This window comes from Azospirillum lipoferum 4B (assembly GCF_000283655.1).
In the GTDB taxonomy this organism is placed as follows: Bacteria; Pseudomonadota; Alphaproteobacteria; order Azospirillales; family Azospirillaceae; genus Azospirillum; species Azospirillum lipoferum_C.
The window spans coordinates 1011294-1038229 of the sequence record NC_016622.1 but is presented as its reverse complement, the minus strand read 5'-3'; the positions used below and the strand labels follow the sequence as shown (position 1 = coordinate 1038229).

Genomic DNA, 26936 nt, shown 5'->3' with positions numbered 1-26936 from the left:
GTCGTTGGAACAGGGGCGGAACGGCCCCGACGATCCGGGCGAAGGTGGAAGGCGCATGCTGCTGCTCATCGACAACTACGACAGCTTTACCTACAACCTCGTCCATTATCTGGGCGAGCTTGGCGCCGACGTGCAGGTCCGCCGCAACGACGCCCTGACGGTGGAGGAGGCGATGGCCCTCCGTCCCGAGGGCATCGTGCTGTCCCCCGGCCCCTGCGATCCCGACCGCGCCGGCATCTGTCTTCCGCTGATCGACGCCGCCGCCAAGGCCCGCCTGCCGCTGATGGGCGTCTGCCTGGGCCACCAGTCCATCGGTCAGGCCTTCGGCGGCCGGGTGATCCGCGCGCCGGTCCCCATGCACGGCAAGGTCGACGACATCCGGCACGAGGGCCGCGGCGTGCTCGCCGGACTGCCCAGCCCGTTCCGCGCCACCCGCTACCACTCGCTGATCGTCGAGCGCGACACGCTGCCCGCCTGCCTGGAGGTGACCGGCGAGACCGCCGACGGCCTGATCATGGCGCTGGCCCACCGCGAGCTTCCGATCCATGGCGTGCAGTTTCACCCCGAGAGCATCGAGAGCGAGCACGGCCACAAGATCCTGCAGAATTTCCTCGACCTGACCCGTCCCCGCCCGGAGACCGCGGCCCTGGAGAGCGCGGCATGAGCGGCGACCTCAGCGACATGAAGTCCATTCTGGGCAAGGTCGCCACCGGCGCCGCCCTGACCGAGGCCGAGGCCGGCTTCGCCTTCGACATCATCATGTCAGGCAATGCCACCCCGTCGCAGATGGGCGGATTCCTGATGGCGCTGCGCGTGCGCGGCGAGACGGTGGACGAGATCGCCGGCGCCGCCCGCGTCATGCGCGCCAAGGCGATTCCGGTGGAGGCGCCTCCCGGCACCATCGACACCTGCGGCACCGGCGGCGACGGCGCCGGCACCTACAACATCTCCACCGCCGCGGCGCTGGTGGTGTCGTCCTGCGGCGTGCCGGTCGCCAAGCACGGCAACCGCGCCATCTCGTCGAAATCCGGTGCCGCCGACGTGCTGGGCTCATTGGGCGTCAACCTCGACTGCGACTTCGCGCTGGTGCGCAAGGCGCTGTGGGATGCCGGCATCGCTTTCCTGATGGCCCCGCGCCACCACCTTGCCATGCGCAACGTCGGCCCGACCCGCGTCGAGCTCGGCACCCGCACCGTCTTCAACCTGCTGGGTCCGCTCGCCAACCCGGCGACCGCCCGGCGGCAGGTGCTGGGCGTCTTCTCCAAGCAGTGGGTGGAGCCGCTGGCGCAGGTGCTGCATCGCCTGGGCTCCGAAGCGGCCTGGGTCGTCCACGGTTCCGACGGGCTGGACGAGATCACCACCACCGGCCCCACCACCGTCGCCCAGTTGAAGGACGGCGAGGTGACGGTGTTCGAGGTGACGCCGGAGGATGCCGGCCTGCCGCGCGCCCGGATCGAGGACCTGAAGGGCGGCGACGCCCAGGTGAATGCCGAGGCGATCCACGCCCTGTTCGACGGGGTGCGCAGCCCCTATCGCGACATCGTGCTGCTGAACGCCGCCGCCGCCCTGCTGGTGGCCGGCAAGGCCGCGACGCTGAAGGAGGGTGTGGCGATGGCCGCCGACGCCATCGACAGCGGCGGCGCCCGCGACCGCCTGCGCCGGCTGGTCGCCATCACCAACGAGGCGGTGGCCTGATGAGCGACGTTCTGACCCGCATCAACGACGACAAGCGTGCGCTGGTCGCCGCCCGCAAGGCCGCCCGCCCGTTGTCGGAGGTCGAGGCCGCCGCCAAGGCCGCCAACGAGACCGACCCGCCGCGCGGCTTCATCCGGGCTCTCAGCGCCGCGGTGGAGGCCGGGCGCTACGGCCTGATCGCCGAGATCAAGAAGGCCAGCCCGTCCAAGGGCCTGATCCGCGCCGATTTCGATCCCCCGGCCCTGGCCCGCGCCTATCGCGACGGCGGGGCGAGCTGCCTGTCGGTCCTGACCGACGAGCCCTATTTCCAGGGCAAGGACGAGTATCTGGTCGCCGCCCGCGCCGCTGTGGATCTGCCGGTGCTGCGCAAGGACTTCATGGTCGATCCCTATCAGATCGTGGAGGCCCGGGCGCTGGGTGCGGACTGCATCCTCATCATCATGGCCTCGCTGTCCGACGCCCAGGCGGCGGAGATCGAGGATGCCGCGATATCCCAGGGCCTGGACGTGCTGGTCGAGGTGCATGACCGCGCCGAGCTGGACCGTGCGCTGCTGTTGAAGACTCCGCTGCTGGGCATCAACAACCGCAACCTCAAGACGCTGGCGGTGGACATCGCGACGACTGAGGAACTGGCGGCCAACGTGCCGGCCGACCGCATGCTGGTCGCCGAAAGCGGGCTCTACACCCCCGCCGATCTGGCCCGCATGGCGAAGGTCGGGGCGCGCTGCTTCCTGGTCGGCGAATCGCTGATGCGGCAGGCCGACGTGACCGCGGCCACCCGCGCCCTGCTGGCCCCGGTCTAAACTGATGACCGAGATCGCCATCGCCGCAGAAAGCCCGCGCCAGGAGCCGGTGATCGCGCTGGTCGCCGCGTTGGACCGCTATCTGCTCGACCTCTATCCGGCGGACACCTGCCACCTGCTCGACATCGGCGAGTTGGAAGCGCCGGACGTGCGCTTCTTCGTCGCCCGCAAGGACGGCGTTCCGGTCGGCTGTGCCGCGCTGCGCGTCGACCCCTCGGGCTATGGCGAGGTCAAGCGCATGTTCGTCGATCCCGCCGCCCGCGGCCACCGCATCGGCGACCGGCTGCTCGCCCGGCTGGAGGAGCAGGCGCGGGCTGAGGGGCTGACCGCCCTGCTGCTCGAATCCGGCATCCACCAGCACGAGGCGCTGGGGCTCTACCGCAAGGCCGGCTTCGCCGAGCGCGGCCCCTACGCCTGCTACAAGGAAAACGGCGTCAGCGTCTTCATGGAGAAACCCCTGCGGGAGACCGTCGCATGAGCGGCTTCACCCATTTCGATGCCGAGGGCAAGGCGGTGATGGTCGACGTCTCCGACAAGGCGGACACCGAACGCACCGCGACCGCCGCCGCCACCGTGCTGATGCAGCCGGAAACGCTGGCGCTCATCATGCAGGGCGGGGTGAAGAAGGGCGACGTGCTGTCGGTCGCCCGGCTGGCCGGCATCATGGGGGCCAAGCGCACGCCGGACCTGATCCCGCTATGCCACCCGCTGATGCTGACCTCGGTCAAGGTCGACCTGTCCTGCGACCCGGCGCGCAATGCGGTGGACGTGACCGCCACCTGCAAGCTGAAGGGCCAGACCGGCGTGGAGATGGAGGCGCTGACCGCCGTCACCGTCGCCGCCCTGACCGTCTATGACATGTGCAAGGCGGTGGACCGCGGCATGACCATCGCGGACGTCCGCCTGCTGCACAAGGCCGGCGGCAAGAGCGGCGAATGGGGTGCTGCCGCCACCGCTCCCACAGCCGGAGCCTGACGCCATGATCTCCGTCGCAGAGGCGCGCGCCCGCATCCTGTCGGCCTTCGCCCCTCTGCCGGCGGAGACGGTCGCCCTGCCCGACGCGCTCGGCCGCGTGCTGGCCGAACCGGTGGTCGCCCGGCTGACCCAGCCGCCCTTCCACGCCGCCGCCATGGATGGCTGGGCGGTGCGCTCCGCCGACATCGCCGCCGCCACCGCCGAGTCTCCTGTCGCGTTGCGCCGCATCGGCGAATCCTCCGCCGGCCATGCCTTCGGCGGCAGCGTCGGTCCCGGCGAAGCGGTGCGCATCTTCACCGGCGCGCCGCTGCCCGACGGCGCCGACGCCGTGGTGATGCAGGAGGATTGCAGCGCCGACGATACGACGGTGCGGATCGGCCGGGCCGTGGCCGCCGGGCGCTTCGTCCGTCAGGCCGGCTTCGACTTCGCCCAAGGGCAGGAGCTTCTGCCGAAGGGCCGCCGGCTGACCGCGCGCGACATCGCGCTGGCCGCCGGTGGCAACGTGCCCTGGCTGTCGGTCCACCGCCGGCCGCGCATCGCCATCCTCGCCACCGGCGACGAGATCGCCCTGCCCGGCGATCCGCTGGGGCCGAGCCAGATCGTCAGCACCAACGCGCTCGGCCTGTGTGCGCTGGTGACCGCCCAGGGCGGGCTCGCCCACAATCTGGGTGTCGCCAAGGACACGCCCGACAGCGTCGCCGCCATGGCGAAGGGTGCCGTCGGCTGCGACCTGCTGGTCACCACCGGCGGCGCCGCCCATGGCGACTACGACCTCGTGCGCGACGTGCTGGCCGACCGAGGGGTGGCTCTGGAGGTGCAGACGGTGGCGATGCGGCCGGGCAAGGCGCTGATGTTCGGCCGGGCCGGCGGGGTGTCGCTGCTGGGCCTGCCCGGCAACCCGGTGTCCACCGGCGTCACCGCCGTCCTGTTCCTGCGCCCGGTCCTGCGCCTGCTGCAGGGATTGCCTCCAGAGGACGACCGGCCACCGCTGCGCGCCCGCCTGACCACCGCGCTGAAGGCGAACGACCGGCGCGAGGAGTATCTGCGCGCCACGCTGGCTGCCGGCCCCGACGGCGTCCTGACCGTCACCCCCTTTGCCCGGCAGGACAGCGCCATCACCTCGCTTTACGCCCAGGCCGACTGCCTGATCCCGCGCCCGCCCAACGCCGACCCGGAGCCGGCCGGCGCGATGGTGGCCGTGCTTCCCCTGACCGATGGAGCGCTCAGCATTTAGCCTTGGGAGACGGCCCCCGGACGGCGGATGGAACAGTTGAACGGCATCCCGAAAACCGTTTCACGCTGTTTCAGATGTTCCGTTCAAGTTCTGAAAGAAGCCGATGGGGGACTTGACGCGCGGCAGGAACCAAACTAGAACATGGAGGCAACGTTTGGTTTTTGTTCCATCTTCAGTCTGGCGACGGCCGGGAGGCATCCATGCTCACGCGCAAGCAGCACGAATTGCTGCTGTTCATCCACGAACGGCTTGGCCAGGGCGGTGTCTCGCCGTCGTTCGACGAGATGAAGGACGCCCTGGGGCTGAAGTCCAAGTCGGGCATCCATCGCCTCATCACCGGCCTTGAGGAACGCGGCTTCATCCGCCGCCTGCCCCACCGCGCCCGCGCGCTGGAGGTTCTGCGCCTGCCCGAAGGCCTGGACGCCGCCCGCTCCCGCACCGCGCCCAAGCCGAAATTCCAGCCCAACGTCATCAAGGGCGATTTCGCCTTCGCCGGCCGCGACGTGGCCCCGCCCACGCCCACCCCGGCCGCCGCGAACGAGACGGTGCAGTTGCCGCTCTATGGGCGCATCGCCGCCGGCACGCCGATCGAGGCCCTGCGCGACAACAGCGCCTTCGTCGACGTTCCGGCCTCGATGCTGGGCGGTGGCGACCACTACGCGCTGGAAGTCTCCGGCGATTCGATGGTGGAGGCCGGCATCCTCGACCATGACACCATCATCATCCAGCGCTGCGACGCGGCGGAGAACGGCACCATCGTCGTGGCGCTGGTCGACGAGGGCGAAGTGACGCTGAAGCGCCTGCGCCGCAAGGGCAACACCATCGCCCTGGAACCCGCCAACGCCGCCTACGAAACCCGCATCTTCGGCGCCGACCGCGTCCGCGTGCAGGGCAAGCTGGTCGGTCTGGTCCGCAAATACTGAGGTTTTGCCCGCCAAACACCGATCCCCTCCCCCGCCCAGCTCTCGCACAAAGCTTCGCTTTGTGCTGACGCGGCAGGCGGACCATAGGTCCGCTGAGAGCGGGGGAGGGTTAGGGAGGGGGCATAACCTCGGTCGCCCCTCACCTCCCCCCGGTCCAAGGCCGATCCCCTCTGATCCCCCGCACCGTCTCCACCTCTATTCCCTCCGCCGTCACCCTCAGCGCATGCGACCCTTCGTGCCGCAGCGCCCAGCGGTCGACCACCACCCCGGCCCGGCATCCCCGCGCCACCGCCGCCGTCACCACCGCATCGGCCGCTCCGCAATCCTCGTCCAGCGCATCCGGCAGCCGCGGCAAGGCCACCACCCTTCCGCGCACCCGGTACAAACACCCCAACGCATCGCAACTCAGCGACCGCTCACCCTCGCTCCATCCGCCGGCCGCTGGCCAGGGATCGGCGCCCGACCGCTCACCGTCGCGTTCCCGCCAGGTCTCCGTCACCCGCCCGCCCGTCTTTCCCGATGCGCTGAGGCGACCGTCCGGCGTCCGCACCGCCATCACGCTCCCGTCTCCCGCCACCAGCACGTCCGGTCGCGTCACCAGCGCCGGTGAGGCCAGCCCGGCCAGGACCGGCAGCAGCCCGAGCCAGCGCCACCGCCGGGTCCAGATGCACAGCCAGATGCCGCCCAGCACCAGCACCGCGAAGCCCTCCACCGGCATCGCCGGCACGGTCAGCGACGCCCAGGGCAGGCGGCCGAAGAACTCCGCGGTCCAGATCACCGCCCGGTCGCCCCAATTCATCGCGATCAACGCCGGCGCCTCCAGCCCGAAGGGCATCAGGGCATAGGCGATCAGGCTCCACGGCATGACCCAGAAGGAGGTGATGGGAATGGCGATCAGGTTGGACAGCACGCCATAGAAGGCGATCTGCTGAAAATGGAAGAGCGCGAAGGGCAGCGTTGCCAGCGTCGCCACCACGCTGGTCAGCAGAATGCCGCCGACATAGAGCAGGCCGCGCAGAAACCACCCCGCCCCGCTGCGCCATTCCGCCAGCCGCGGACTGCCGCGCTCGAAGGCGGCGATCAGCGCCACCACCGCCGCGAAGGACATCTGGAAACTGGGGCCGAGCATCCCCTCCGGGTCCATGGCGATGGTGACCAGCCCGGCGAAGGCGACCAGCCGCATGCTGAGCGGGTGGCGGTCCAGCATGATCGCTCCCATCACCATGCCGGTCATCAGCACCGACCGCACGGTCGGCAGCGGCGCACCGACCAGAAGCGTGTAGGCGAGCGCCGACAGGATGCCGAACAGCGCCGCGATCTTCTTGATCGGCCAGCGTAGCGCCACATAGGGCACCAGCGCCAGCAGAGCCCGGACGACATAGAACAGGATGCCGGCGGCGATGCCCACATGCAGGCCGGAGATCGAAAGAAGATGCGCCAGCCCGCTGTTGCGGAAATCCTCCAGTGTCCCGTCCGGGATGCCGAACTGCTCCCCGTTCAGCAGCGCGGTGGTGACGCTGGCCTCCACCGGGTCGCCGATGGTCGCGGCCACCCGCTCGGCGATGGCGCCGCGCGCCTGCTCGAAGGCGACCGTCACCACGCGCCAGCCCGTGACCGGCGGCGCCTCGACCAGTTCCGCCGCACCGGTGGCGAAGCCGGTGCCGCCAAGCCCCATGAACCAGGCCCGCCGCTGGAAATCGAAGGCTCCCGGCTCGGCCGGGGCCTGGGGCGGCAGCAGCGTGGCGCGCAGGCTTATCACCGATCCGGGTTCGGGCACGGCATGGCGATCCGACAGGCGGATGCGCAGCGCGGCCGGTGTCCGTTCAGGCGGCAGCCGGCTGACCGTGGGGTTCCGCAGAGTGACGCGGACGGCACCCGGCCGGCGCTCCACCGCCATGACCCGGCCGGTGACCGTCGCCCCTGTGATGACACGGGTCAGCACCGGCGCAGCCACCCCTGCGCTATGCCCCTGTGCCACCAGGAACCCCGCCGCCACCATCGACAGCGCCATCACCGCGCCGAACAGAGCGAACCAACGCCGCAGGACCAGAAGCAGCACGACGCAGCCCCCACAGGCCGCCGGACCGATCCACCGGTCAGGCTCCCGCATCAGGCCGAAATACAGCGACACTCCGGCCCCGAAGGCGACGGGAAGCCACAGGACCCACCGGTCGCCCTCCGCCTCCGCCAAAGCCGCGAGTCGCCTGCCGATGCGAATCCACTGGCGCCGCCACCGCCCAGCGGATGCAGCGGGACCGTCCGTCTCCTCCTCCGGCCAGCCGGCGACGGTCACAGGCGACGGCCTCCCAACACGGCGATGCCGCCCGCGCCCGCCTTTACGACCGTCCATGCGCGCATCGCATTGCCTCCCAGCCCGGTGGCTGTGTTAAACCACGGTGTCGAACCACCGGCGCATCATACCAGCGCCGAACCGGAAATTGAGAGACCGATGACCGTCGTCACCCGCTTCGCTCCGTCGCCGACCGGCTTTCTGCACATCGGCGGTGGCCGCACCGCCCTGTTCAACTGGCTGTACGCCCGCAACACCGGCGGCAAGTTCCTGCTGCGGATCGAAGACACCGACCGGCAACGCTCGACCCAGGCGGCGGTCGACGCCATCCTGGACGGGCTGCAGTGGCTGGGCCTGGATTGGGACGGCGACGCGGTCAGCCAGTTCGAACGCAAGGACCGCCATGCCGAGGTGGCGCACCAGATGCTGGCCGCTGGCAAGGCCTATCGCTGCTATTGCAGCCCGGAAGAGCTGGAGGAGATGCGCGCCGCCCAGAAGGCCGCCGGGCAGCCGATGCGCTATGACGGCCGCTGGCGCGACCGCCCCGAATCCGACGCGCCTCCCGGCGTCGCCCCGGTGATCCGCCTGAAGGCGCCGCAGGAAGGCCAGACGGTCCTGAACGACCTCGTCCAGGGCGAGGTCACGGTCCAGAACGCCCAATTGGACGACCTGATCCTGCTGCGCGCCGATGGCACGCCGACTTATCTGCTGGCGGTGGTGGTGGACGACCACGACATGAACGTCACCCACGTCATCCGCGGCGACGACCATCTGACCAACACCTTCCGCCAGATCCAGATCTTCCACGCTATGGGCTGGGACCTGCCGCGCTTCGGCCATATCCCGCTGATCCATGGGCCGGACGGCGCCAAGCTGTCCAAGCGTCACGGCGCGCTGGGCGTCGATGCCTACCGCGACATGGGCTATCTGCCGGAAGCCGTGCGCAACTACCTGCTGCGGCTCGGCTGGTCGCATGGCGACGACGAGATCATCTCGACCGAACAGGCCATCGAATGGTTCAATCTGGAAAGCATCGGCCGCTCGCCCTCGCGCTTCGATTTCGCCAAGCTGGAGAACCTCAACGCACACTATATGCGTCTGGCCGACGATACCCGGCTGGTCGGGCTGATCGCCCCGCGGCTGGAGGCCGATCTGGGCCGCAGCCTGACAGACGCGGATCGCGACCTTCTGACGCGGGCGATGAACGGCCTGAAGCAGCGCGCCCGCACCGTCGTCGATCTGGCGCAAAGCGCCCGCTTCTACGTCGCCGCGCAGCCGCTCAGCTATGATGAAAAAGCGTCCGCGCTGCTGGACGAAAAGGGCCGCGGCCTGTTGAAGGAACTGGCCGAAGCCTTTGCCGGGGAACCGGACTTCACCGCCGCGGCGCTGGAGGCGCAGGTCCGCGCCTTCGCCGAGGCACGGGGTGAGAAGCTGGGCAAGGTGGCGCAGCCGCTGCGCGCCGCGCTGACCGGATCGACCGTGTCGCCGCCGATCTTCGAGGTGGCCGAACTGCTGGGCCGGGAGGCGACGCTCTCTCGCATCCGCGATGCAGCGGGTGCAGCATAATGGTCATTTCCGTGCGTTGCCATCGGGCTGCCATGGAACTATGCTGCGCCGACGAAAAAAGGGCGCTTAAGCCCCACCCTCAACGATAAGGACGTGCCGAGATGACCCAGACCGAGGACGGCAAGGACACCGTTACCCTCATCGACAATAAGACGGGCAAGCAGGTCACGATGCCGGTCCTGCACGGCAGCGTCGGGCCGAGCGTGATCGACATCCGCAAGCTCTACGCCGAGACCGGCTATTTCACCTACGATCCGGGCTTCACCTCCACGGGCAGCTGCGAGTCGGGCATCACCTACATCGACGGCGACGAGGGTGTCCTGCTGCACCGCGGCTACGCCATCGACGAGCTGGCCGAGAACTCCACCTTCCCGGAAGTCTGCTTCCTCCTGCTCAACAACCACCTGCCGACCGCGGCCGAGCGCACGGATTTCGAAAACATCCTGCGCCGCCACTCGATGGTGCACGAGCAGCTGACCAAGTTCTACAGCGGCTTCCGCCGTGACGCCCACCCGATGGCGATCATGTGCGGCGTCGTCGGCGCCCTGTCGGCCTTCTACCACGACTCGCTGGACATCAACGATCCGCAGGAGCGCAAGATCGCCGCGCACCGCCTGATCGCCAAGATGCCCACCATCGCGGCGATGGCCTACAAGTATTCGACCGGCCAGCCCTTCATGTATCCGCGCAACGACCTGTCGTATGCGGAAAACTTCCTTTACATGACCTTCGGCACGCCCTGCGAGCCGTACCGGGTCAACCCGATCCTGTCCAAGGCGATGGACAAGATCTTCATCCTGCATGCCGACCACGAGCAGAACGCCTCGACCTCCACCGTCCGGCTCGCCGGCTCGTCGGGCGCCAACCCGTTCGCCTGCATTGCCGCCGGCATTGCCTCGCTGTGGGGTCCGGCCCATGGCGGTGCGAACGAAGCCGTGCTGAAGATGCTGGAGGAAATCGGCTCGGTGGATCGCATCCCCGAGTTCGTCCGCCGCGCCAAGGACAAGAACGACAACTTCCGCCTGATGGGCTTCGGCCACCGGGTCTACAAGAACTACGACCCGCGCGCCCAGGTCATGCGCCAGACCTGCCACGAGGTTCTGAACGAGCTCGGCATCAAGGACGAGCCGCTGCTGGACATCGCGATGGAGCTGGAGAAGATCGCCCTGTCGGACGAGTACTTCATCGAGAAGAAGCTCTATCCGAACGTGGACTTCTACTCGGGCATCATCCTGAAGGCGATGGGCTTCCCGACCAGCATGTTCACCGTGCTGTTCGCGCTGGCCCGCACCGTCGGCTGGATCAGCCAGTGGAAGGAGATGATCGAGGATCCGGTGCAGAAGATCGGCCGTCCGCGTCAGCTCTACACCGGCGACACCAAGCGGTCGTTCGTGCCGCTGGCCGAGCGTGGCTAACCGGCCAACAGCCCATATGGGAATGGGCGGCTCCAACGGAGCCCGCCCAGGACCCGACTGCGTACATCGTTCCGGCCCGGCGCGTGCGCCTGCGCTCGCCGGCCAACGACAACCGGGCACCCCTTGGCTGGCGGGTGCGCAGGTTGATCGTTTATGTGCTGATCCTGGCCCTGATCGCCGGGATCGTCTTCATCTAAGGCAGTTGCTCAGCTCCCGCTGTCCAGCGCGAAGCCCTCGTCGATCCAGCCTGTCACGCCACCGATCATCAGCTTGACCGGACGCCCGATCCGCGCCAGCCGCAAGGCCGCACGATCTGCGCCATTGCAGTGCGGACCGGCGCAATAGACGACGAACAGCGTCCCCTCCGGCCACTCCATCATCCGCCGCTCCGTGATCTTGCCATGCGGCAGGTTCAACGCCCCCGGCACATGCCCCTGGGCGAAGGCCGCCGGGCCGCGCACGTCGAGCAGGACGAAGTCGGGACTGCCGGATTTCAGCGACGCATGCACATCCCAACAGTCGGTTTCCAACGACAGCTTGCGGGCGAAATGGACGGCGGCGTCCGCCGGGGATGCGGCTGGGATTTCGGTGACGAGACTGGCCATGGGGCTCTCCTGATCCGGTGTCGCCCACATCATCCCCGCCGGCACTTCCGCTGGAAAGTGGCGGAACTGACAGCTATCGTTCAGATCATGCCAAATGCCGCGCCACCGCTTGCCGTAGCCCTCGCCTATGACGGCCTGTGCACCTTCGAGTTCGGGGTCGCCGTCGAGATATTCGGTCTGCCGCGACCGGAACTCGGCCCCGGCTGGTATCGTTTCGCCGTCGGCGCGCTCGAATCCGGGCCATTGCGGGCGGTGGGCGGAATCCGCATGGAGACCGATGGTGGGCTCGATCTGCTCGACAAAGCCGACATCATCGTCATTCCCGGCTGGCGCGGCGCCTGCGAACCGGTGCCCGTCCAACTGACGGACGCGCTGCGCCGCGCCGACGCCCGGGGAGCGCGCATCCTCTCGATCTGCTCCGGTGCCTTCGTGCTGGCCGCCGCCGGTCTGCTGAAGGGCCGCCGCGCGACCACCCACTGGCGCTATGCCGCAACGCTCGGGGAACTATATCCCGACATCCGCGTGGTACCGGACGTTCTCTATGTGGACGAGGGCAACATCCTGACCTCCGCCGGCAGCGCCGCCGGCATCGACCTCTGCCTTCATCTGGTGCGCCGCGATTTCGGACCGGAGGCCGCGAACAGCGTCGCCCGCCGTCTGGTGGTCCAGCCCCACCGCGAGGGCGGTCAGGCCCAGTTCATCGAGGCACCGGTGCCCATCGCCCGCGAGGGCGCCCGTCTGGGACCGCTGCTCGACCATTTGCGGGAAACTCTGGCGGAGGACCACAGCCTCTCCAGCATGGCCTCGCGCGCCGGCATGAGCCTGCGCACCTTCCTGCGCCGGTTTCAGAGCCTGACCGGCACCACACCCGGCGAATGGCTGGCCACGGAGCGGCTGAACCGTGCCCGCGACCTGCTGGAAAGCGGAACCCTGCCGGTGGAGGATGTCGCGACCCTTGCCGGCTTCGGCTCCGCTGCCACCTTGCGGCACCATTTCCGCCAGCGTCTGGGGATCAGTCCGGCCAGCTATCGGGCACGCTTCCGCCGCGATCCGGCTCCGTCCAAACATGACAAGGGCGCGGCCGTTGCCGACCACGCCCCTGTCCGAAGCCGATGACCCCCGGAACGGTCACTTCCGCTCGATCAGTTCCACCTTGTAGCCGTCCGGATCCTCGATGAAGGCGATCACAGTGGTGCCGTGCTTCATCGGACCCGGCGGGCGCGGGATCTTGACGCCTTCCGCGGCCAGCTTCTCGCAGGTGCCATAGATGTCGGGAACACCGAGCGCGATGTGGCCATAGGCGGTGCCGATCTCGTACGGCTCCTTCTGATCCCAATTGTGGGTCAGTTCCAGGACGGCGGTATCGGATTCGTCGCCATAGCCGACGAAGGCCAGGGTGAAGCGGCCGCCTTCATAGTCGTTGCGGCGCAGCAGCTTCATGCCGAGCAGACGGGTGTAGAAGTCCAGAGACTTCTCCAGATCCAAAACGCGCAGCATCGTGTGCAACAGACGGAATTCGCTCATTGTCTCTCTTCTCCCGCTTGGCGGTTGACTCGGCGGTTGATTGGACGGTTGTTCAGTTTCTTCCGAAGCGGTGTTCGGCGACGATGTCCAGGATGGTGCGGGCAGCGCGTTCACTGGGCGGAGTATCCCCCTGCCCCAGCCATCGGGCCACCTCGACCACGCCATCGATCTGCGCCTGGCGCGCCGCCGGCTCATCGAGCAGATGCCCCAACTCGTCGGCCAGTCTATCCGGCCGGCAGTCCTGCTGCAGCAACTCCGGAACCAGCATCCGATTGAGCATCAGGTTGACGAGATTGACGTACTTCACCCGGATCAGCCGGCGATAGAGCGCAACGGTGACCGGATTCAGGCGGTAGGCAATGACCGTCGGCAGTCGGGCAAGTGCCAGTTCCAATGCGACCGTACCCGATGCGGCTAGCGCCACTTCCGCCGCCGCGAAGGCATCGTACTTCTCGGCATCCCCCTCGATCAGCAGAGTACGGACCGGCCAATCGGCGATGGCGGCAGCCACGCGGTCGCGCACCGTCGCTACGGTCGGCACCACCGCCACCAGATTGGGATGGGACGGTCGCAACAGGTCCAGCGTCGCGCGGAAGTCGGGCAGCAGGCGCGACACCTCTCCCTTGCGGCTTCCCGGCAGCACGGCGACGATCCGCTCGCCCGGTCCGATGCCATGCCGCTGGCGGAACGCCGCACCGTCGCCCTTCCCTGCGCCTCCCTCGACGACCGAATGACCGACGAAGGTGCAGGCCAGCCCCTCCTTCTCGAAGTAGGGAGGCTCGAAGGGCAGAATCGCAAGGAGGTGGTCGTAGATGGCGGCATATTTGGCCGCGCGCTTCGGCTTCCAGGCCCATACCGTCGGCGCCACATAGTGGATCAGCGGAATGGCGGGCTCCGCAGCACGCACCTTCTTCGCCACGCGCAAGGTGAAGCCCGGCGAATCGATGCCCACCACCGCGTCGGGGCGCAGGCGGACGATCTCGGCGACCGTCTGGTCGATGCGCCGGATCAGGTTCGGCAGATGCGGCAGCAGTTCGAAGATGCCGAACAGGGTCAGTTCGCCCATGGGGAAGAGGCTGACCAGCCCCGCCGCCGTCATCTTCTCGCCGCCGATGCCGACGAAGCGCACCTTGCCGCCCGTCAGCCGCTTTGCCGCCGTCATCAGGCGTGCGCCCAGCGCATCCCCCGACGGCTCGCCGGCAATCAGGAACAGGGTCGGGCCGTCATTGGCCACCGCATCGACGGCTACCAGATCGACGGTCGGGTTGAAGCTCATTGCGGAATCTCGATGCCGGTGACGAAAAGACCGAGCCGGTCGGCCGTCTCCGCCACCGCCGCGCGGTCGACCAGCAGGCTGCCGCCGGCTTCCACCGCGATCCCGCGCAGTCCGGCCGCGGCGGCCTTCTCGACCGTCGTAACGCCCATGGTCGGCAAATCGATGCGGCGGTCCTGTTTCGGCTTCTTCACCTTGACCAGAACCCCGCCGGGTCCGGGCCGCAACAGGCCGGCACAGCGCTCGAGCATCGCGTCGGTGCCTTCGATGGCCTCGACCGCAAGCACGATGCCCTGCTGGACCACCGCACCCTGCCCGACATCGAGCGCCCCCATGGCGCGGGCGACCTCCACCGCGCGGGCGATGTCACGCTCCGCCTCGGCATCCGGGGCAAGGCTCCCGACCGGACCGGGCGTGGTCAGCAAATCCTTCAGCAGATCATGCAGGCCAACGACCCGGAAGCCATCCTCCTCCACCTCGCGGACGACGGCGCGCAGCAACCCGTCATCGCCGAGCGCACGGGTGCCGACACGGGCGAGAAAGCGGGCGGTCCGCCAGTCCGGCATCAGTTCCGTGAAGGACGGACGCTTCACCGGACCGGCGAGCACGACCTCGCCGACGCCTTCCTCATGGAGACGACGCAGGATGCTGCCGGCAGCGCCGAAACGGCTCCACAGATGCGGCAGCCCGGCGACCGTTTCCGGATCGGTATGGCCCTCGAAGGCGACAATGAAGACCCCGCGCCCCTGCCCGCGCACCGCGCTGGCGATGCGGGCCGGCAGCGTACCGCCACCGGCCATGATCGCCAGCTTGGGACCGGCAGCCTGATGGGTATCGGCCATTGGCCGGACGCCTCAGCTCTCGCGCGGCTGGCAGAGGGAGCGCGCTTCCTTGGCACGGATGAAGGACAGCACGTCCGAGATCAGCGCGCGTTCGCCGAAGTCGCGACCGACCTCCTCCACCCGCTCGGCGAAAGTCCCCTCCGGCCCGAACAGCATGCGGTAGGCCGCACGCAGGGCGTGGATGTCGTCCTTTTTGAAGCCGCGCCGCTCCAGCCCGACGAGGTTGAGGCCGGCAAGGCGGGCGCGGTCACCCATCACCAGACCGAAGGGGATCACGTCATTCTCGACGCCCGACATGCCGCCGATCATGGCGTGGGAGCCGATGCGCACGAACTGGCGCACCGCCGACAGCCCGCCAATGATGACGTAGTCGCCCAGTGTCACATGGCCGCCCAGCGTGGCATTGTTCGCCATGATCACATGGTCGCCGACGATGCAGTCATGCGCGACGTGCGAGCCCATCATGAACAGCCCGTCATCGCCGACGCGGGTGATCATGCCGCCGCCTTCGGTGCCGGGATTCATCGTCACATGCTCGCGAATCTGGTTGCGGGCACCGATGACGAGTTCCGACGGCTCACCATGGAACTTCAGGTCCTGCGGACGATGGCCGATGGACGCGAAGGGATAGATGACGGTGTCGGCGCCGATGCTGGTGCGCCCGTCCACCGCCACATGCGAAACCAGCCGAACGCCGTCGCCCAGCGTGACGTCGGGGCCGACGACGCAGAAGGGGCCGATGTCGACCCCCTCGCCCAGCTTGGCCGCGGGATCGACGATGGCGGACGGATGGATGGTGACGGTCATTTTTCGTCCAGGATCATGGCGGAATAGATGGCTTCGGCGACGAGGACGCCGTTGACCTTGGCCTCGCCCTTGAACTTCCACACGTTGGCGCGTTGGCGCTGCTTGGTGACGTGGATGTGGATCGTGTCTCCGGGGGTGACCGGACGACGGAAGCGCGCCTCGTCCACAGTCATGAAATAGACCAGCTTGCCTTCGGCCTCGGGCCCGAGCGTGGCGACCACCAGCACGGCGGAGGTCTGCGCCATCGCCTCGATGATGAGCACACCGGGCATCACCGGACGCGACGGGAAATGGCCCTGGAAGAAGGGCTCGTTGATCGTGACGTTCTTCACGCCGGTGGCGCCTTCGCCCAGCGTCACATCGATCACCCGGTCGATCATCAGGATCGGGTAGCGATGCGGGATCATCTTCATGATCCGCGTGATGTCGATGTCGTCGATCTTCTTGCTTTGCGCGTTGTTGTCCGCCGTCACGTCCATTGTCCGGCCGCCCGCCTTTCCACCAACCGATAGGGTTCATCATTCTCCGTTCCCGGAGAACGGGCGCCGCCGTCCCAACGGGGAACACCGGCACCTTTTTGTTCGCTGAGCTTTCTTGCCCCATTTCCGCGGCGACCGCAACCGCCGAACCCGGAAACGCAACAGGGCCGTCACCTTCCCCGGTCGGGACGGCGACGGCCCTGGTCAGACAGGCATCACTGCTTCGGGACGTTCAGCGCGACCTGAGGCAGCTTCTTGTTCACCCGCTCCATCACCGTTTCGGTGACGTCGAGCTGGGTGTCGACCAGGACGAATTGCTGGCGGGCCAGAACGAGGTTGGCGCCGCGCTCGCGGGAGATTTCGGCGACCACATCGACCATCGTCTTGTGCACGACGGCCATCGCTTCGTTCAAGCTCGTCTCCAGTGCGCGCTTGCGGTTCTGGACCGTCTTCTGCACGTCGGCGACCTGCTTCTCGAAATCGCGCCGCTTGGTGGCAAGCGCCTCCGGCGACAGGACGGTCTGCTGCTTGCGCAGTTCATCCTCGGTCTTGCGGAGCTTGTCCTCCAGCGCGGAGATTTCCTTCTGATAAGAATCGCGCAGCGATTCGAAGGACTTGGTGATGCCCTTCGACGCGGAGGACTCCTGCATGATCTTCTGGACGTCGATCACCGCGATGACCGGCGCCTTCAGCTCCGCACCCGGTGCCGGGGGCGTGGCCGTAGCCGTGGCCGCCTTGGGAGCCTCGGCCTTCGGCTGGGTTTGGGCCTGTGCCGACGTGGCGGCGAACAGGAGGCCGGCGACCGTGACGGCCGACAGGACAGCGACGCGGAACGGCGCCTTCGACTGGGTGAATTGCATCTTAGAACCTGGTTCCGAAGCTGAAGCGGATGAGCTCTTTCTTGTCGTAGCCTTCCTTGCGGATCGGCAGCGCGACATCGAGCCGGATGGGCCCGAACGGCGACTTCCACGACACGCCGGTGCCGATGGAGACGCGGATGGTCTCGTCATCCTTCACGTTCGGATCACTGATGTCGACCTTGCCGAGCGTACCGACATCGGTGAAGGCGTGGCCAAGCAGGCCGAACTCTTCCGGCAGGCCGAAGGGGAAGCTCATCTCAACCGACGCGCGGGCATAACGGGTGCCGCCCAGCGCATCGCCGGTGGAGATGTCGCGAGGACCGATGCCGGCAGTGTTGAAACCGCGCAGCGTATCGCCGCCGATGAAGAAGCGGTCGCCCAACTGCACCTTCTGGCCGAGGCCGTGGATGTAGCCGATCTCGCCGGTGGTGCTCAGCACCCACTGGTCTTCCCCGAGCGGGAGGTAGTAGCCGCCGGCCAGCTTATTGCGCAGGAAGCGCACCGACCCGCCGAGACCGGCGATGTCGTTGGTCAGGCGGATGAAATAGCCCTCGGTGGGCGTCAGCTTGCTGTTGCGGACGTCGTAGGTCAGTTCCTGACCGATCAGCGAGGTCAGGCGTTCGCCGCGCTGCTCCTGGATGTACTTCGACGCGGTGGTCGGCACTTCCTCGATCAGCGTGTCCTGCAGCTGGTAGTAGACGCGCTGGCGCAGCCGCTCGGTCAGCGGATAGCCCAGGCGCAGGGCGAAGCCGGTGTTCTTTTCGTTGAACGAGCTCTCGTCCTGATAGTTGTAGCGCGTCCGGAAGACGTCGACGCCGGCCGACAGGTCCCGGTCCATGAAGTACGGCTCCGTGAAGGAGATGTCGTACAGCTGGCGACGGCCGGACAGCGTGGCGCCCAGGCGCAGATCCTGACCGCGGCCGAGCAGGTTGCGCTCGCGGATCGAGAAGTCACCCAACGGACCGTCGGAGGTCGAGAAACCGGCACCGATCGAGATTTCGCCGGTCGATTGCTCGGCCACATCGACGTTCACAACGGTGCGGTCGGGCGCGCTGCTCTCGGCCGTGGTGATGTTCACGCGCTCGAAGAAGCCCAAATCCTTGATGCGCTGCTCGGACCGCTTCAGCTTGGATGCGTTGAACGGGTCGCCTTCGGACAACAGCATCTCGCGACGAACCACCTTGTCCAACGTGCGGACGTTGCCGGTGATGTCGATGCGGTCGACGAATGTGCGCGGCCCCTCGTTGATCTCGTAGGTGATGTCGACGGTATGGGCTTCGCGGTTGCGCGAAATCCGCGGCCGGACATCGACGAAAGCATATTGCAGGTCGCCGACGGCGTTCGTCAGCTTCGTGATGGTGTCTTCCACCTTCTGGGCGTTGTACCAGTCGCCTTCGGTGGTGATCACGCTGTTCTGCAGAACCGTCGGGTCGAGCTGCTTCAGCGAGGTCTTGATGTCGACCTTGCCGAACTTGTAGCGCTCGCCTTCCTCGATGGTGAAGGTGATGAAGAAGTCCGACTTGTCGGGAGTCAGCTCGGCCACCGACGAGACCACGCGGAAGTCGGCGTAGCCTTCCTTCAGGTAGAATCGGCGCAGCAGGTCGCGGTCGTAGTTCAGGCGGTCCGGATCATAGTTGTCGTCGGACGACAGGAAACGCCACCAGGCGGATTCCTTGGTCTGAACGGCCTCGCGCAGAGTCCCGTCGGAGAAATGTTCGTTGCCGATGAAGGTGATGCCCCGCACGCCGGTGCGCACCCCCTCATTGATCTCATAGACCAGATCGACGCGGTTCTGGTCGAGCTGGATGATCTTCGGCTCGACCGTCGCGGCGAAGCGGCCCTGGCGGCGATAGATCTCCTGGATGCGCTGTACATCGGACTGGACGCGGGTGCGCGTGTAGACGACGCGGGGACGCAGCTGGATTTCCTTCTCCAGGGTCTCCTTGTCGATGCGCCGGTTCCCCTCGAACGCGATGCGGTTGATGATGGGGTTCTCGGCCACCGTCACCACCAGCGCATCGCCCGCGCGCTTCAGAACCACGTCGGCGAACAGCCCCGTGTTGAACAGCGCCTTCAGCGACTGATCGATCCGGTCGGGATCGAACGGGTCGCCGGGCTGGATCGTCAGATAGGAGCGGACCGTGGACGGTTCGATTCGCTGGGTGCCTTCGACCCGGATATCGCGCACCGTACCGCCGCTGAAAACCTGGGCGACCATTGACCCGGAACCCGCAGGCGCCCGTCCGGGCGAGGCGGCGGTTTGGGCGTGGGCGACAGACACCGTCGTCATGGCGCAGCCGGCCAGCAGGCCCGCCACCAGAACTTTGCTCGACACCGGCAAATCACGCTCCCTGGCAAGGGGCTGGAATCAGGAGACCAGTCCCCGGAAGAAATCGACCACGCGAAGCTGAACCAAGTCGTTCCACGTGGCGAAGACCATGAGCGTTAATACCAAGGCCAATCCAATTCGGAAACCGTATTCTTGCGCTCGCGCTCCGAGCGGCCGGCCGCGCAGCTTTTCGAAGGCGTAGAACAGCAGGTGGCCGCCGTCCAGCATCGGCACCGGGAAAAGGTTGATCAGCCCCAGGTTCACCGACAGGAAGGTCATGAACCAGATCAACGGATACCAGCCGGATTGCGCCACCTCGCCCGACATCTGGGCGATGCGCAGCGGCCCCCCCAGCTCTTCGGTCCCGCGCGATCCCTGGACCATCTGGCCCAGCGCGGTGAAGGTGCCGGTGATCATGCCTGCGACTTCTCGTCCCGCCTGCCAGACCGCCGTCAGCGGGTCGTGGCGCATCATGCCGACGCTGCCGCGGCTGATGCCGAGCAGGCCGATCTGATGGCTGTTGCCGAGTCGGTCGGTGACGGACTGCGAATCCGGCGTCGCCGTGACGGTCATCACCCGGCCGTCGCGCTTCAACTCGATTGCCAGAGGCTGCCCCGGCCGGATCGAAACGATCTGCCGGATTTCCTCGAAGCGCTGCACGCCGGTGCCGTCGACCGACAGGATCAGGTCGCCCGGCTGGATGCCGGCGCGCTCGGCGGCGCTGCCCGGTTGGATACCGCCGACGTCGGGCGGGGTGAAGGACTGCCCCGCCGTCATGAACAGCACGGCCAGCACGACGATGGAGAACAGGAAGTTGGCGATAGGGCCGGCGGCGACGATGGCCGCGCGCTGCCCCACCCGCTTGTGGTGGAAGGATACCGCCCGCTCCTCCTCCGACATGCCCGTCAGGTGGGCACCGGGGGTGCTGGCGGGGTCGGCATCGCCGAACATCTTGACGTAGCCGCCCAGCGGCAGCGCGCTGAATTTCCAGCGCGTGCCGGCGCGGTCGGTGAAGCCGAACAGCTCCGGCCCGAAGCCGATGGAGAAGGTCTCGATCCGCACGCCGTTGCGCCGCGCGATCAGATAGTGACCAAGCTCGTGCACGAAGACGAGCACGGTGAGGACCAGCAGAAAAGCCAGCACCGAGGTCCAGAAACCGCCGATTACGTCCATTTCAACCCTTGCGCCTTCCAGCGCCTCGAACGCGGATCATCGGCTGCCAACCGCCGTCGCACCGATGGCCTGAATGCGGACGGCGGCAACCCGCCTGGCCTCCGCATCGGCCTCCCGCACGGCGGCGAGATCGCGCAGCGGGCGGTGGGGCAACGCCGTCAACGTCTCCTCGACGATCCGTTCGATGTCGAGGAAGCCGATCCGGCGGTCGAGAAACGCCTGAACAGCCACCTCGTTGGCGGCACTGAGTATAGTAGGAGCGCCCCCACCGCTTTGCAAGGCGGCCCGGGCAAGCCGAAGGGCCGGAAAACGCACGGGATCCGGGCCCTCGAAGGTCAGAGTGGCCGCCTTGATCAGATCCAGCCTTTCCGCCGGGGTGGCGATGCGGGCGGGCCAGCCGAGCGCATAGGCGATGGGCGTGCGCATGTCCGGCGTGCCGAGCTGCGCCAGCACCGAGCCGTCGACATACTCGACCAGAGAGTGGATGACCGACTGCGGATGGACGAGGACGTCGATCCGCTCTTCCGGGATGCCGAACAGGAAATGGGCTTCGATCAGCTCCAGCCCCTTGTTCATCATCGTGGCGCTGTCGACGGAGATCTTGGCGCCCATGTCCCAGGTCGGATGCGCCACCGCCTGCTCCCGCGTCGCCGCCGCCATGAAGGCGCGGTCCCTGGTGCGGAACGGGCCGCCGGACGCGGTGAGGATCAGACGGGCGACGCTATCGGTCCGCTCGAAATCGAAGACCTGATAGATGGCCGAATGCTCGCTGTCGACCGGCAGCAACGTCGCGCCATGCGCCTTCACCTCCTCCATCATCAGGGAGCCGGCGCAGACCAGAACCTCCTTGTTGGCGAAGGCGACGATGGCGCCGCGCCGCACGGCGGCGAGCGTCGGCTCAAGCCCGGCGGCGCCGACGATGGCGGCCATCACCCAGTCGGCCGGCCGTTCGGCGGCCGCGGCCACCGCCTCGGCACCGGCGGCAACCTCGATCCCGGTGCCGGACAGCAAATCCTTCAACTCCGCATAACCGGCGGGATCGGCGACGACGGCAAGACGGGCCTTCAGGTCGCGGGCTTGCTTGGCCAGCAGGGCGACGTTGCGGTTGGCGGTCAGCGCCTCGACCGGGAAGCGCTCCGGATCGCGGGCGACGAGGTCCACGGTCTGCGTTCCGACCGAGCCGGTAGACCCGAGGATCGTCACGCTGCGCGGCGCACCCGGCGCCGCCTCCGCCTTCACCACCATGAGAGAACCGTTCCAACGGCCGCATGGAACAAGGCCAGCACCGGGGCCGCGGCCAGAAGCCCGTCGATGCGGTCGAGGATGCCGCCATGCCCGGGAATGAGCTGGCCGCTGTCCTTCACATTGTAGCGCCGCTTGACCGCCGATTCGAACAGGTCGCCGGCCTGCCCCACCACCGCGACCGCGGCGCCGACCACAATGGCGATGTCCGGACGTGCCGCGTCGAAGGCAAGCGCCACCAGCCAGCCGAACAGGGCGGAGGACAGCATGCCGCCGATCAGGCCGGCCCAGGTCTTCTTCGGGCTGATGCGGGGCGCCAGTTTCGGCCCGCCGATGCTGCGCCCGGCGGCATAGGCGCCGATGTCGGTCGCCCAGATGGCGATGAGCACGAACAGGAACAGCGACAGCCCGACGTCCGGCAGATCGCGCAGCCAGATGAGCCCCGCCATGCCGGCGGCAACGTAGAAGACGCCGAACCCCAGCAGACCGCGGTCGCTGCCGCCGCCGACGATGGCCGTCAGTACGGAGAAGGCCGCGGCAACGCCCAGCCCTGCGGCAGGTCCTGCGGCGATCTGGGCCATCATCGCGACGGCAATGCCGATTGCCGCCATCAGCCGGGCGGGCAGACGGCGGGCGCTGGGGACGATGTTGGTCCATTCGGAAACGGCCACCACCGATCCGAAGGCGATGAGGGCATGGAACACCCAGCCGCCCAGCCAGACGGCGCCCAGCACGACGGGCGCCATGACGAGCGCAGACAGGGCGCGGACCTTCAGATCCCCCGCCCTGGACGGCTTCACCGGCGGAGTGGTCGAAGCCACAGCCTGGGCGTCAGCGTGACCCGGCGGTGGTGGCGCCGAAGCGGCGTTCCCGTCGGTGGAACTCTTCAATCGCCGCCTCCAGATCGCGCTTGGTGAAATCGGGCCAGAGGGTGTCCACGAAGACCAGCTCGGCATAGGCCGCCTGCCACAGCAGGAAATTGCTGATCCGCTTCTCGCCGCTGGTGCGGATGATCAGGTCGGGGTCGGGAATGTCGGCGGTGTAGAGCCGGGCCGACAGCGCGTCCTCGTCGATGGCGCCGGGCGACAGGCGCCCCGCCGCCACCTCTTCCGCCAACCGGCGCGCCGCATGGACGATTTCCAGCCGCGAGCCGTAGCTGAGGGCGACGACCAGCGTCATAACCCGATTGTCGCGGGTCAGTCCCTCGGCGTTGTCGATCAGTCGGTTGATGTCTTCGGACAGCCGGTTGCGGTCGCCGATCACCCGCAGGCGGATGCCCGCCCGGTGCAGTTCGGCGACCTCGCTGCGCAGATAGAAGCGCAGCAGACCCATCAGGTCGCTGATCTCCTCTTCCGGCCGGCGCCAGTTCTCCGAAGAGAAGCTGAAGATCGTCAGAGTGCCGATGCCAAGTTCGCGCGCCGCTTCCACGGTGCGGCGGACGGCGTCCACGCCCTTCTTGTGACCGGCGGTGCGCGGCAGGCCGCGCGCCTTGGCCCAGCGCCCGTTGCCATCCATGATGATGGCGACGTGCCCGGGGGCCGTGTTGGACCGGTTGTCGTCCGCTTCGCGCATTCCGGATCAGACCTGCATGATTTCCTTTTCTTTTTGCGCAAGCGAATCGTCGACCATCTTGATGTGCTGGTCGGTCAGGACCTGCACCTTGTCCGATTGGACCTTGTGCTCGTCCTGGGTGATCTCGCTGGCCTTCTCGGCCTTCTTCAGGCCGTCCATGCCGTCGCGACGGATGTTGCGGATGGCGACGCGGCACTGCTCGGCGTATTTGTGGGCGACCTTCGCCAGTTCGGCGCGGCGCTCCTGCGTCAGGTCGGGCAGCGGGACGCGGATGACCTGGCCCTCGGCCTGCGGGTTCAGGCCCAGGCCGCTGTCGCGGATGGCCTTCTCGACCGCCTTGGTCATGCCGCGATCCCACACCTGGACCGAGATCAAACGCGGCTCCGGAACGGAGACGGTCGCCACCTCGCGCAGGTGCATGCGGCTGCCATAGGCCTCCACCATCACCGGTTCAAGCAGGTTGGACGAGGCGCGGCCGGTGCGCAGACCGCCCAGTTCCTTGCGAAACGATTCGAGCGCGCCTTCCATGCGGCGCTTCAGATCCGATAGGTCGGGCGCAGCCACGGGCCTACTCCCTTTCTTCCGTTATGATGGTGTGCTTGCCACGGCCCTGCATCACTTCGGCGAAGGCGCCGGGCGTGTGGATCGAGAAGACCAGAATGGGAATGTGGTTCTCGCGCGACAGCGCGATCGCCGAAGCGTCCATCACCTGCAGTTCCTTGGTCAGGACGTCCATGTAGGTGAGGCGTTCGTAATGCTGGGCCGTCGGATCCTTCTTCGGATCGGCGGTATAGACGCCGTCGACCTGCGTCCCCTTCAGCAGACCGTCACAGCCCATTTCCGAGGCGCGCAGCGCCGCGGCGGTGTCGGTCGTGAAGAAGGGGTTGCCGGTGCCGGCGGCGAAGATCACCACCCGGCCCTTTTCCATGTGACGGACGGCGCGGCGCCGAATGTACGGCTCGCAGACCGTCGACATGGGAATGGCCGACTGCACCCGCGTGCTGACGCCCATCCGTTCGAGCGCGCTCTGCATCGAGAGCGCGTTCATCACGGTGGCGAGCATGCCGATATAGTCGGCCGAGGCACGCTCCATCCCGCTCGCCGCACCCTTCACACCCCGGAAGATGTTCCCCCCGCCGATCACCAGGCAGACCTGGACGCCGAGCGCGATGACCGCCTTCACCTCGCTGGCGATGCGGTTCACCATCTCCGGGTCCAGACCATAGTCGCGCTGACCCATCAGCGCCTCGCCCGACACCTTGAGGAGGACGCGCTTGTAGCGGACGCCCTCGGCCGGCGCGGTGGTCCCGGTGGCTTCAACCATTGGGGGAACGCTCCCTTGCTGTTTCGGAATGCGGCTTGCGGACCTAAGCGTTCGACCTTACCGGTCTCAGCCCTGACCGCCGGCGGCGGCGGCGACTTCGGCGGCGAAGTCCGACTGGGCCTTCTCGATGCCCTCGCCCAGAGCGAAGCGGGTGAAGGCCGTGACCTTGACCGGAGCGCCGATGTCCTTGGCGGCGTTCTCCACCACCTTGCGGACCTTGGTCTCGCCGTCGATCACGTAGGTCTGCTCCAGCAGGCAGACTTCCTCGTAGTACTTGCGGACGCGGCCTTCGACCATCTTCTCGATGATGGCTTCCGGCTTGCCCGAAGCACGGGCCTGCTCGGCCAGCACGTTGCGCTCACGCTCCAGCGACGAGCTGTCGACATCGGCGATGTCCAGCGCATCCGGACGGGCGGCGGCGATGTGCATGGCGATCTGCTTGCCGAGGTCGGCCAGCTTGGCGGCATCGCCGGTCGACTCCAGGGCGACCAGAACGCCGATCTTGCCCAGGCCCGGCGCGATGGCCGAGTGGACATAGCTGACGACGACACCGGCCGAAACCGACAGGGTGACGGAGCGGCGCAGGTTCATGTTCTCGCCGACGGTGGCGATCAGGCTGGTCAGCTCGTCCTGGGCGGTGTGCGAGGTGCCCGGATAGGCCGCGGCCTTCAGGGCCTCGACGTCGCCGCCGGTGGCCAGGGCCAGCTCGGCGGACTTGGCGGCGAAAGCCTGGAACTTGTCGTTGCGGGCGACGAAGTCGGTCTCGGCGTTCACCTCGACGACGGCGCCCTTGGTCCCGGCGGTGGCGACGGCGACCAGACCCTCGGCGGCGATGCGGCCAGACTTCTTGGCGGCAGCGGCGAGGCCCTTCTTGCGCAGCCAGTCGACGGCGCCCTCGAGGTCGCCCTGCGTCTCGTTCAGCGCCTTCTTGCAGTCCATCATGCCCGCGCCGGTCTTCTCGCGCAGTTCCTTGACGAGCGAGGCGGTAATCTCGGCCATGTTGCGCCCTCTTCCTTCCAAGCGATCCGGCTGGCGGATCGGATTGAGTCACAAAGTCAAAACGGGTGGCAACCCATAAAAAAGGCAGCCGGGCCATAGGTCATAAGGCCCGGCTGCCCTTGAACCGTCAGGGTCAGGCCTGGGCGGTCTCGGCGGCGGTCTCTTCCTCCGGCAGCTGCTCGGCCGGGGCGTCCTCAGCGGCGCCGACGTCGATGCCGGCGGCGCTCATCTCGGCCTGCAGGCCGTCAAGCACGGCGCCGACCGTCAGGTCGCAGTACATCTCGATGGCGCGCAGCGCGTCGTCGTTGCCGGGGATCGGGAAGGCCACGCCGTCCGGATCGGAGTTGCTGTCGAGGACCGCGATGACCGGGATGCCCAGCTTGTTGGCTTCCTTGACCGCAATCGACTCCTTGTTGGTGTCGATGATGAAGATGACGTCCGGCAGGCCGCCCATCTCCTTGATGCCGCCCAGCGCACGCTCCAGCTTGTCGCGCTCGCGGGTCAGCTCCAGCACTTCGCGCTTGGTCAGGCCCGAGGTGTCGCCGGCAAGACGCTCTTCCATCTCGCGCAGGCGCTTGATCGACTGGGAGATGGTCTTCCAGTTGGTCAGCATGCCGCCGAGCCAGCGGTGGTTGACGTAGTACTGGCCGCACTTGGCGGCAGCCTCGGCGACACGCTCCTGGGCCTGGCGCTTGGTGCCGACGAACAGGACACGGCCACCGCCGGCGACGACGTCACGCACGGCCTGCAGGGCGCGGTGCAGCATCGGGACGGTCTGCTCGAGGTCGATGATGTGCACGCCATTGCGCACGCCGAAGATGTACTGGTTCATCTTCGGGTTCCAGCGGCGGGTGTGGTGACCGAAGTGGACACCGGCTTCCAGCAGCTGGCGCATGGTGAAGGTGGGCATGGTCATGTGGAAAAATTCCCTTTTTCCGGTTGCTCCGCCGCGGGCATTGTCGAGAGCGCATGCAGTCCATGGCCCAAGACACCGGATCGGGCCATC

The 26936-nt window shown here is 67.6% G+C and carries 27 protein-coding genes; 10 read left to right on the top strand and 17 right to left on the bottom strand.

Annotation, left to right across the window (positions count from 1 at the left end; genetic code table 11):
• The first annotated feature begins 55 nt into the window (after window positions 1-55).
• The 7 genes from AZOLI_RS04735 (at window position 56) to lexA (ending at window position 5630) form a co-directional block, all read left to right on the top strand.
• On the top strand, window positions 56-664 hold the full coding sequence (locus AZOLI_RS04735) for an anthranilate synthase component II (protein WP_014247446.1): 609 nt from the start codon (window positions 56-58) through the stop codon (window positions 662-664).
• Window positions 661-1695, top strand: coding sequence for an anthranilate phosphoribosyltransferase (gene trpD, locus AZOLI_RS04730; RefSeq protein ID WP_014247445.1), 1035 nt, complete (start codon window positions 661-663; stop codon window positions 1693-1695). Before AZOLI_RS04735 ends, trpD begins: the two co-directional genes overlap by 4 nt.
• Complete coding sequence (gene trpC / locus AZOLI_RS04725; protein ID WP_014247444.1) at window positions 1695-2498, top strand: indole-3-glycerol phosphate synthase TrpC; 804 nt, start codon at window positions 1695-1697, stop codon at window positions 2496-2498. Before trpD ends, trpC begins: the two co-directional genes overlap by 1 nt.
• Before the next feature lie 4 nt (window positions 2499-2502).
• Window positions 2503-2976 carry a GNAT family N-acetyltransferase gene (locus tag AZOLI_RS04720; protein WP_014247443.1) on the top strand — a complete coding sequence of 158 codons (474 nt, stop codon included), beginning with the start codon at window positions 2503-2505 and terminating at the stop codon, window positions 2974-2976.
• Window positions 2973-3473 (top strand): cyclic pyranopterin monophosphate synthase MoaC, encoded by a 501-nt coding sequence (gene moaC / locus AZOLI_RS04715; protein WP_014247442.1) that lies wholly within the window; start codon window positions 2973-2975, stop codon window positions 3471-3473. Before AZOLI_RS04720 ends, moaC begins: the two co-directional genes overlap by 4 nt.
• 4 nt (window positions 3474-3477) lie before the next feature.
• Complete coding sequence (locus AZOLI_RS04710) at window positions 3478-4707, top strand: molybdopterin molybdotransferase MoeA (protein ID WP_044549695.1); 1230 nt, start codon at window positions 3478-3480, stop codon at window positions 4705-4707.
• Window positions 4708-4907: 200 nt separating this feature from the next.
• Window positions 4908-5630, top strand: coding sequence for a transcriptional repressor LexA (gene lexA, locus AZOLI_RS04705; protein ID WP_014247440.1), 723 nt, complete (start codon window positions 4908-4910; stop codon window positions 5628-5630).
• A gap of 139 nt (window positions 5631-5769) precedes the next feature.
• Here lexA and AZOLI_RS04700 read toward each other — a convergent pair whose 3' ends face one another.
• Window positions 5770-7923: a ComEC/Rec2 family competence protein gene (locus AZOLI_RS04700; RefSeq protein WP_014247439.1), complete on the bottom strand. Its 2154-nt coding sequence runs from the start codon at window positions 7921-7923 to the stop codon at window positions 5770-5772.
• Window positions 7924-8079: 156 nt separating this feature from the next.
• Here AZOLI_RS04700 and gltX point away from each other — a divergent pair, with 156 nt between their 5' ends.
• Together gltX and gltA are read left to right on the top strand one after the other, a co-directional pair.
• On the top strand, window positions 8080-9486 hold the full coding sequence (gltX, locus tag AZOLI_RS04695; RefSeq protein WP_014247438.1) for a glutamate--tRNA ligase: 1407 nt from the start codon (window positions 8080-8082) through the stop codon (window positions 9484-9486).
• Between the two features lie 101 nt (window positions 9487-9587).
• Window positions 9588-10901: a citrate synthase gene (gene gltA, locus AZOLI_RS04690; protein WP_014247437.1), complete on the top strand. Its 1314-nt coding sequence runs from the start codon at window positions 9588-9590 to the stop codon at window positions 10899-10901.
• Window positions 10902-11107: 206 nt separating this feature from the next.
• Here the strand turns inward: gltA and AZOLI_RS04685 are convergent, their stop codons facing one another.
• Window positions 11108-11506, bottom strand: coding sequence for a rhodanese-like domain-containing protein (locus AZOLI_RS04685; RefSeq protein ID WP_014247436.1), 399 nt, complete (start codon window positions 11504-11506; stop codon window positions 11108-11110).
• Between the two features lie 87 nt (window positions 11507-11593).
• Between AZOLI_RS04685 and ftrA the strand changes: the two genes are divergently transcribed.
• Window positions 11594-12622 carry a transcriptional regulator FtrA gene (gene ftrA, locus AZOLI_RS04680; RefSeq protein WP_014247435.1) on the top strand — a complete coding sequence of 343 codons (1029 nt, stop codon included), beginning with the start codon at window positions 11594-11596 and terminating at the stop codon, window positions 12620-12622.
• A 12-nt stretch (window positions 12623-12634) separates the two neighbouring features.
• Here ftrA and gloA read toward each other — a convergent pair whose 3' ends face one another.
• From gloA to rpsB, 15 genes are all read right to left on the bottom strand, one after another.
• Complete coding sequence (gene gloA / locus AZOLI_RS04675; protein ID WP_014247434.1) at window positions 12635-13030, bottom strand: lactoylglutathione lyase; 396 nt, start codon at window positions 13028-13030, stop codon at window positions 12635-12637.
• Window positions 13031-13082: 52 nt separating this feature from the next.
• Window positions 13083-14306, bottom strand: a complete 1224-nt coding sequence (lpxB, locus tag AZOLI_RS04670) for a lipid-A-disaccharide synthase (protein WP_014247433.1) — start codon at window positions 14304-14306, stop codon at window positions 13083-13085.
• Entirely contained in the window at window positions 14303-15145 is an 843-nt protein-coding gene (locus AZOLI_RS04665; RefSeq protein ID WP_014247432.1) for an LpxI family protein, read from the bottom strand. Before AZOLI_RS04665 ends, lpxB begins: the two co-directional genes overlap by 4 nt.
• A 12-nt stretch (window positions 15146-15157) precedes the next feature.
• Window positions 15158-15952 carry an acyl-ACP--UDP-N-acetylglucosamine O-acyltransferase gene (lpxA, locus tag AZOLI_RS04660; protein ID WP_014247431.1) on the bottom strand — a complete coding sequence of 265 codons (795 nt, stop codon included), beginning with the start codon at window positions 15950-15952 and terminating at the stop codon, window positions 15158-15160.
• On the bottom strand, window positions 15949-16431 hold the full coding sequence (fabZ, locus tag AZOLI_RS04655) for a 3-hydroxyacyl-ACP dehydratase FabZ (protein ID WP_014247430.1): 483 nt from the start codon (window positions 16429-16431) through the stop codon (window positions 15949-15951). The genes lpxA and fabZ overlap by 4 nt, the downstream gene beginning before the upstream one ends.
• Window positions 16432-16646: 215 nt before the next feature.
• Entirely contained in the window at window positions 16647-17291 is a 645-nt protein-coding gene (locus AZOLI_RS04650) for an OmpH family outer membrane protein (protein ID WP_014247429.1), read from the bottom strand.
• Between the two features lies 1 nt (window position 17292).
• Window positions 17293-19581 (bottom strand): outer membrane protein assembly factor BamA, encoded by a 2289-nt coding sequence (gene bamA / locus AZOLI_RS04645; RefSeq protein WP_429725896.1) that lies wholly within the window; start codon window positions 19579-19581, stop codon window positions 17293-17295.
• 78 nt (window positions 19582-19659) lie between these two features.
• Window positions 19660-20793: an RIP metalloprotease RseP gene (rseP, locus tag AZOLI_RS04640; RefSeq protein ID WP_014247427.1), complete on the bottom strand. Its 1134-nt coding sequence runs from the start codon at window positions 20791-20793 to the stop codon at window positions 19660-19662.
• Between the two features lie 36 nt (window positions 20794-20829).
• A complete protein-coding gene (locus AZOLI_RS04635; protein ID WP_014247426.1) occupies window positions 20830-22038 on the bottom strand; it encodes a 1-deoxy-D-xylulose-5-phosphate reductoisomerase in 1209 nt (402 codons plus the stop codon).
• Entirely contained in the window at window positions 22029-22856 is an 828-nt protein-coding gene (locus tag AZOLI_RS04630) for a phosphatidate cytidylyltransferase (protein ID WP_244442523.1), read from the bottom strand. Before AZOLI_RS04630 ends, AZOLI_RS04635 begins: the two co-directional genes overlap by 10 nt.
• A gap of 10 nt (window positions 22857-22866) precedes the next feature.
• A complete protein-coding gene (locus AZOLI_RS04625; protein ID WP_014247424.1) occupies window positions 22867-23607 on the bottom strand; it encodes an isoprenyl transferase in 741 nt (246 codons plus the stop codon).
• 6 nt (window positions 23608-23613) lie between these two features.
• Window positions 23614-24171, bottom strand: a complete 558-nt coding sequence (gene frr / locus AZOLI_RS04620; protein ID WP_081505908.1) for a ribosome recycling factor — start codon at window positions 24169-24171, stop codon at window positions 23614-23616.
• A gap of 4 nt (window positions 24172-24175) precedes the next feature.
• A complete protein-coding gene (gene pyrH / locus AZOLI_RS04615) occupies window positions 24176-24931 on the bottom strand; it encodes a UMP kinase (protein ID WP_014247422.1) in 756 nt (251 codons plus the stop codon).
• A 66-nt stretch (window positions 24932-24997) separates the two neighbouring features.
• Window positions 24998-25930 (bottom strand): translation elongation factor Ts, encoded by a 933-nt coding sequence (tsf, locus tag AZOLI_RS04610; protein WP_014247421.1) that lies wholly within the window; start codon window positions 25928-25930, stop codon window positions 24998-25000.
• A 133-nt stretch (window positions 25931-26063) separates the two neighbouring features.
• Window positions 26064-26846 carry a 30S ribosomal protein S2 gene (rpsB, locus tag AZOLI_RS04605; RefSeq protein ID WP_014247420.1) on the bottom strand — a complete coding sequence of 261 codons (783 nt, stop codon included), beginning with the start codon at window positions 26844-26846 and terminating at the stop codon, window positions 26064-26066.
• Window positions 26847-26936: the final 90 nt, after the last annotated feature.

What these genes read in the sequence shown, in the direction of transcription:
- AZOLI_RS04635 (WP_014247426.1), bottom strand. Translation starts at nt 22,038, where the DNA reads ATGGTGGTGAAGGCGGAGGCGGCGCCGGGTGCGCCGCGCAGCGTGACG.
- rpsB (WP_014247420.1), bottom strand. Translation starts at nt 26,846, where the DNA reads ATGACCATGCCCACCTTCACCATGCGCCAGCTGCTGGAAGCCGGTGTC.
- AZOLI_RS04685 (WP_014247436.1), bottom strand. Translation starts at nt 11,506, where the DNA reads ATGGCCAGTCTCGTCACCGAAATCCCAGCCGCATCCCCGGCGGACGCC.
- AZOLI_RS04665 (WP_014247432.1), bottom strand. Translation starts at nt 15,145, where the DNA reads ATGGCCGATACCCATCAGGCTGCCGGTCCCAAGCTGGCGATCATGGCC.
- AZOLI_RS04650 (WP_014247429.1), bottom strand. Translation starts at nt 17,291, where the DNA reads ATGCAATTCACCCAGTCGAAGGCGCCGTTCCGCGTCGCTGTCCTGTCG.
- lexA (WP_014247440.1), top strand. Translation starts at nt 4,908, where the DNA reads ATGCTCACGCGCAAGCAGCACGAATTGCTGCTGTTCATCCACGAACGG.
- pyrH (WP_014247422.1), bottom strand. Translation starts at nt 24,931, where the DNA reads ATGGTTGAAGCCACCGGGACCACCGCGCCGGCCGAGGGCGTCCGCTAC.
- lpxA (WP_014247431.1), bottom strand. Translation starts at nt 15,952, where the DNA reads ATGACCGTCACCATCCATCCGTCCGCCATCGTCGATCCCGCGGCCAAG.
- moaC (WP_014247442.1), top strand. Translation starts at nt 2,973, where the DNA reads ATGAGCGGCTTCACCCATTTCGATGCCGAGGGCAAGGCGGTGATGGTC.
- gltA (WP_014247437.1), top strand. Translation starts at nt 9,588, where the DNA reads ATGACCCAGACCGAGGACGGCAAGGACACCGTTACCCTCATCGACAAT.
- gltX (WP_014247438.1), top strand. Translation starts at nt 8,080, where the DNA reads ATGACCGTCGTCACCCGCTTCGCTCCGTCGCCGACCGGCTTTCTGCAC.
- fabZ (WP_014247430.1), bottom strand. Translation starts at nt 16,431, where the DNA reads ATGGACGTGACGGCGGACAACAACGCGCAAAGCAAGAAGATCGACGAC.
- AZOLI_RS04625 (WP_014247424.1), bottom strand. Translation starts at nt 23,607, where the DNA reads ATGCGCGAAGCGGACGACAACCGGTCCAACACGGCCCCCGGGCACGTC.
- bamA (WP_429725896.1), bottom strand. Translation starts at nt 19,581, where the DNA reads ATGACGACGGTGTCTGTCGCCCACGCCCAAACCGCCGCCTCGCCCGGA.
- AZOLI_RS04735 (WP_014247446.1), top strand. Translation starts at nt 56, where the DNA reads ATGCTGCTGCTCATCGACAACTACGACAGCTTTACCTACAACCTCGTC.
- AZOLI_RS04710 (WP_044549695.1), top strand. Translation starts at nt 3,478, where the DNA reads ATGATCTCCGTCGCAGAGGCGCGCGCCCGCATCCTGTCGGCCTTCGCC.
- gloA (WP_014247434.1), bottom strand. Translation starts at nt 13,030, where the DNA reads ATGAGCGAATTCCGTCTGTTGCACACGATGCTGCGCGTTTTGGATCTG.
- ftrA (WP_014247435.1), top strand. Translation starts at nt 11,594, where the DNA reads ATGCCAAATGCCGCGCCACCGCTTGCCGTAGCCCTCGCCTATGACGGC.
- tsf (WP_014247421.1), bottom strand. Translation starts at nt 25,930, where the DNA reads ATGGCCGAGATTACCGCCTCGCTCGTCAAGGAACTGCGCGAGAAGACC.
- trpD (WP_014247445.1), top strand. Translation starts at nt 661, where the DNA reads ATGAGCGGCGACCTCAGCGACATGAAGTCCATTCTGGGCAAGGTCGCC.
- lpxB (WP_014247433.1), bottom strand. Translation starts at nt 14,306, where the DNA reads ATGAGCTTCAACCCGACCGTCGATCTGGTAGCCGTCGATGCGGTGGCC.
- rseP (WP_014247427.1), bottom strand. Translation starts at nt 20,793, where the DNA reads ATGGACGTAATCGGCGGTTTCTGGACCTCGGTGCTGGCTTTTCTGCTG.
- AZOLI_RS04720 (WP_014247443.1), top strand. Translation starts at nt 2,503, where the DNA reads ATGACCGAGATCGCCATCGCCGCAGAAAGCCCGCGCCAGGAGCCGGTG.
- trpC (WP_014247444.1), top strand. Translation starts at nt 1,695, where the DNA reads ATGAGCGACGTTCTGACCCGCATCAACGACGACAAGCGTGCGCTGGTC.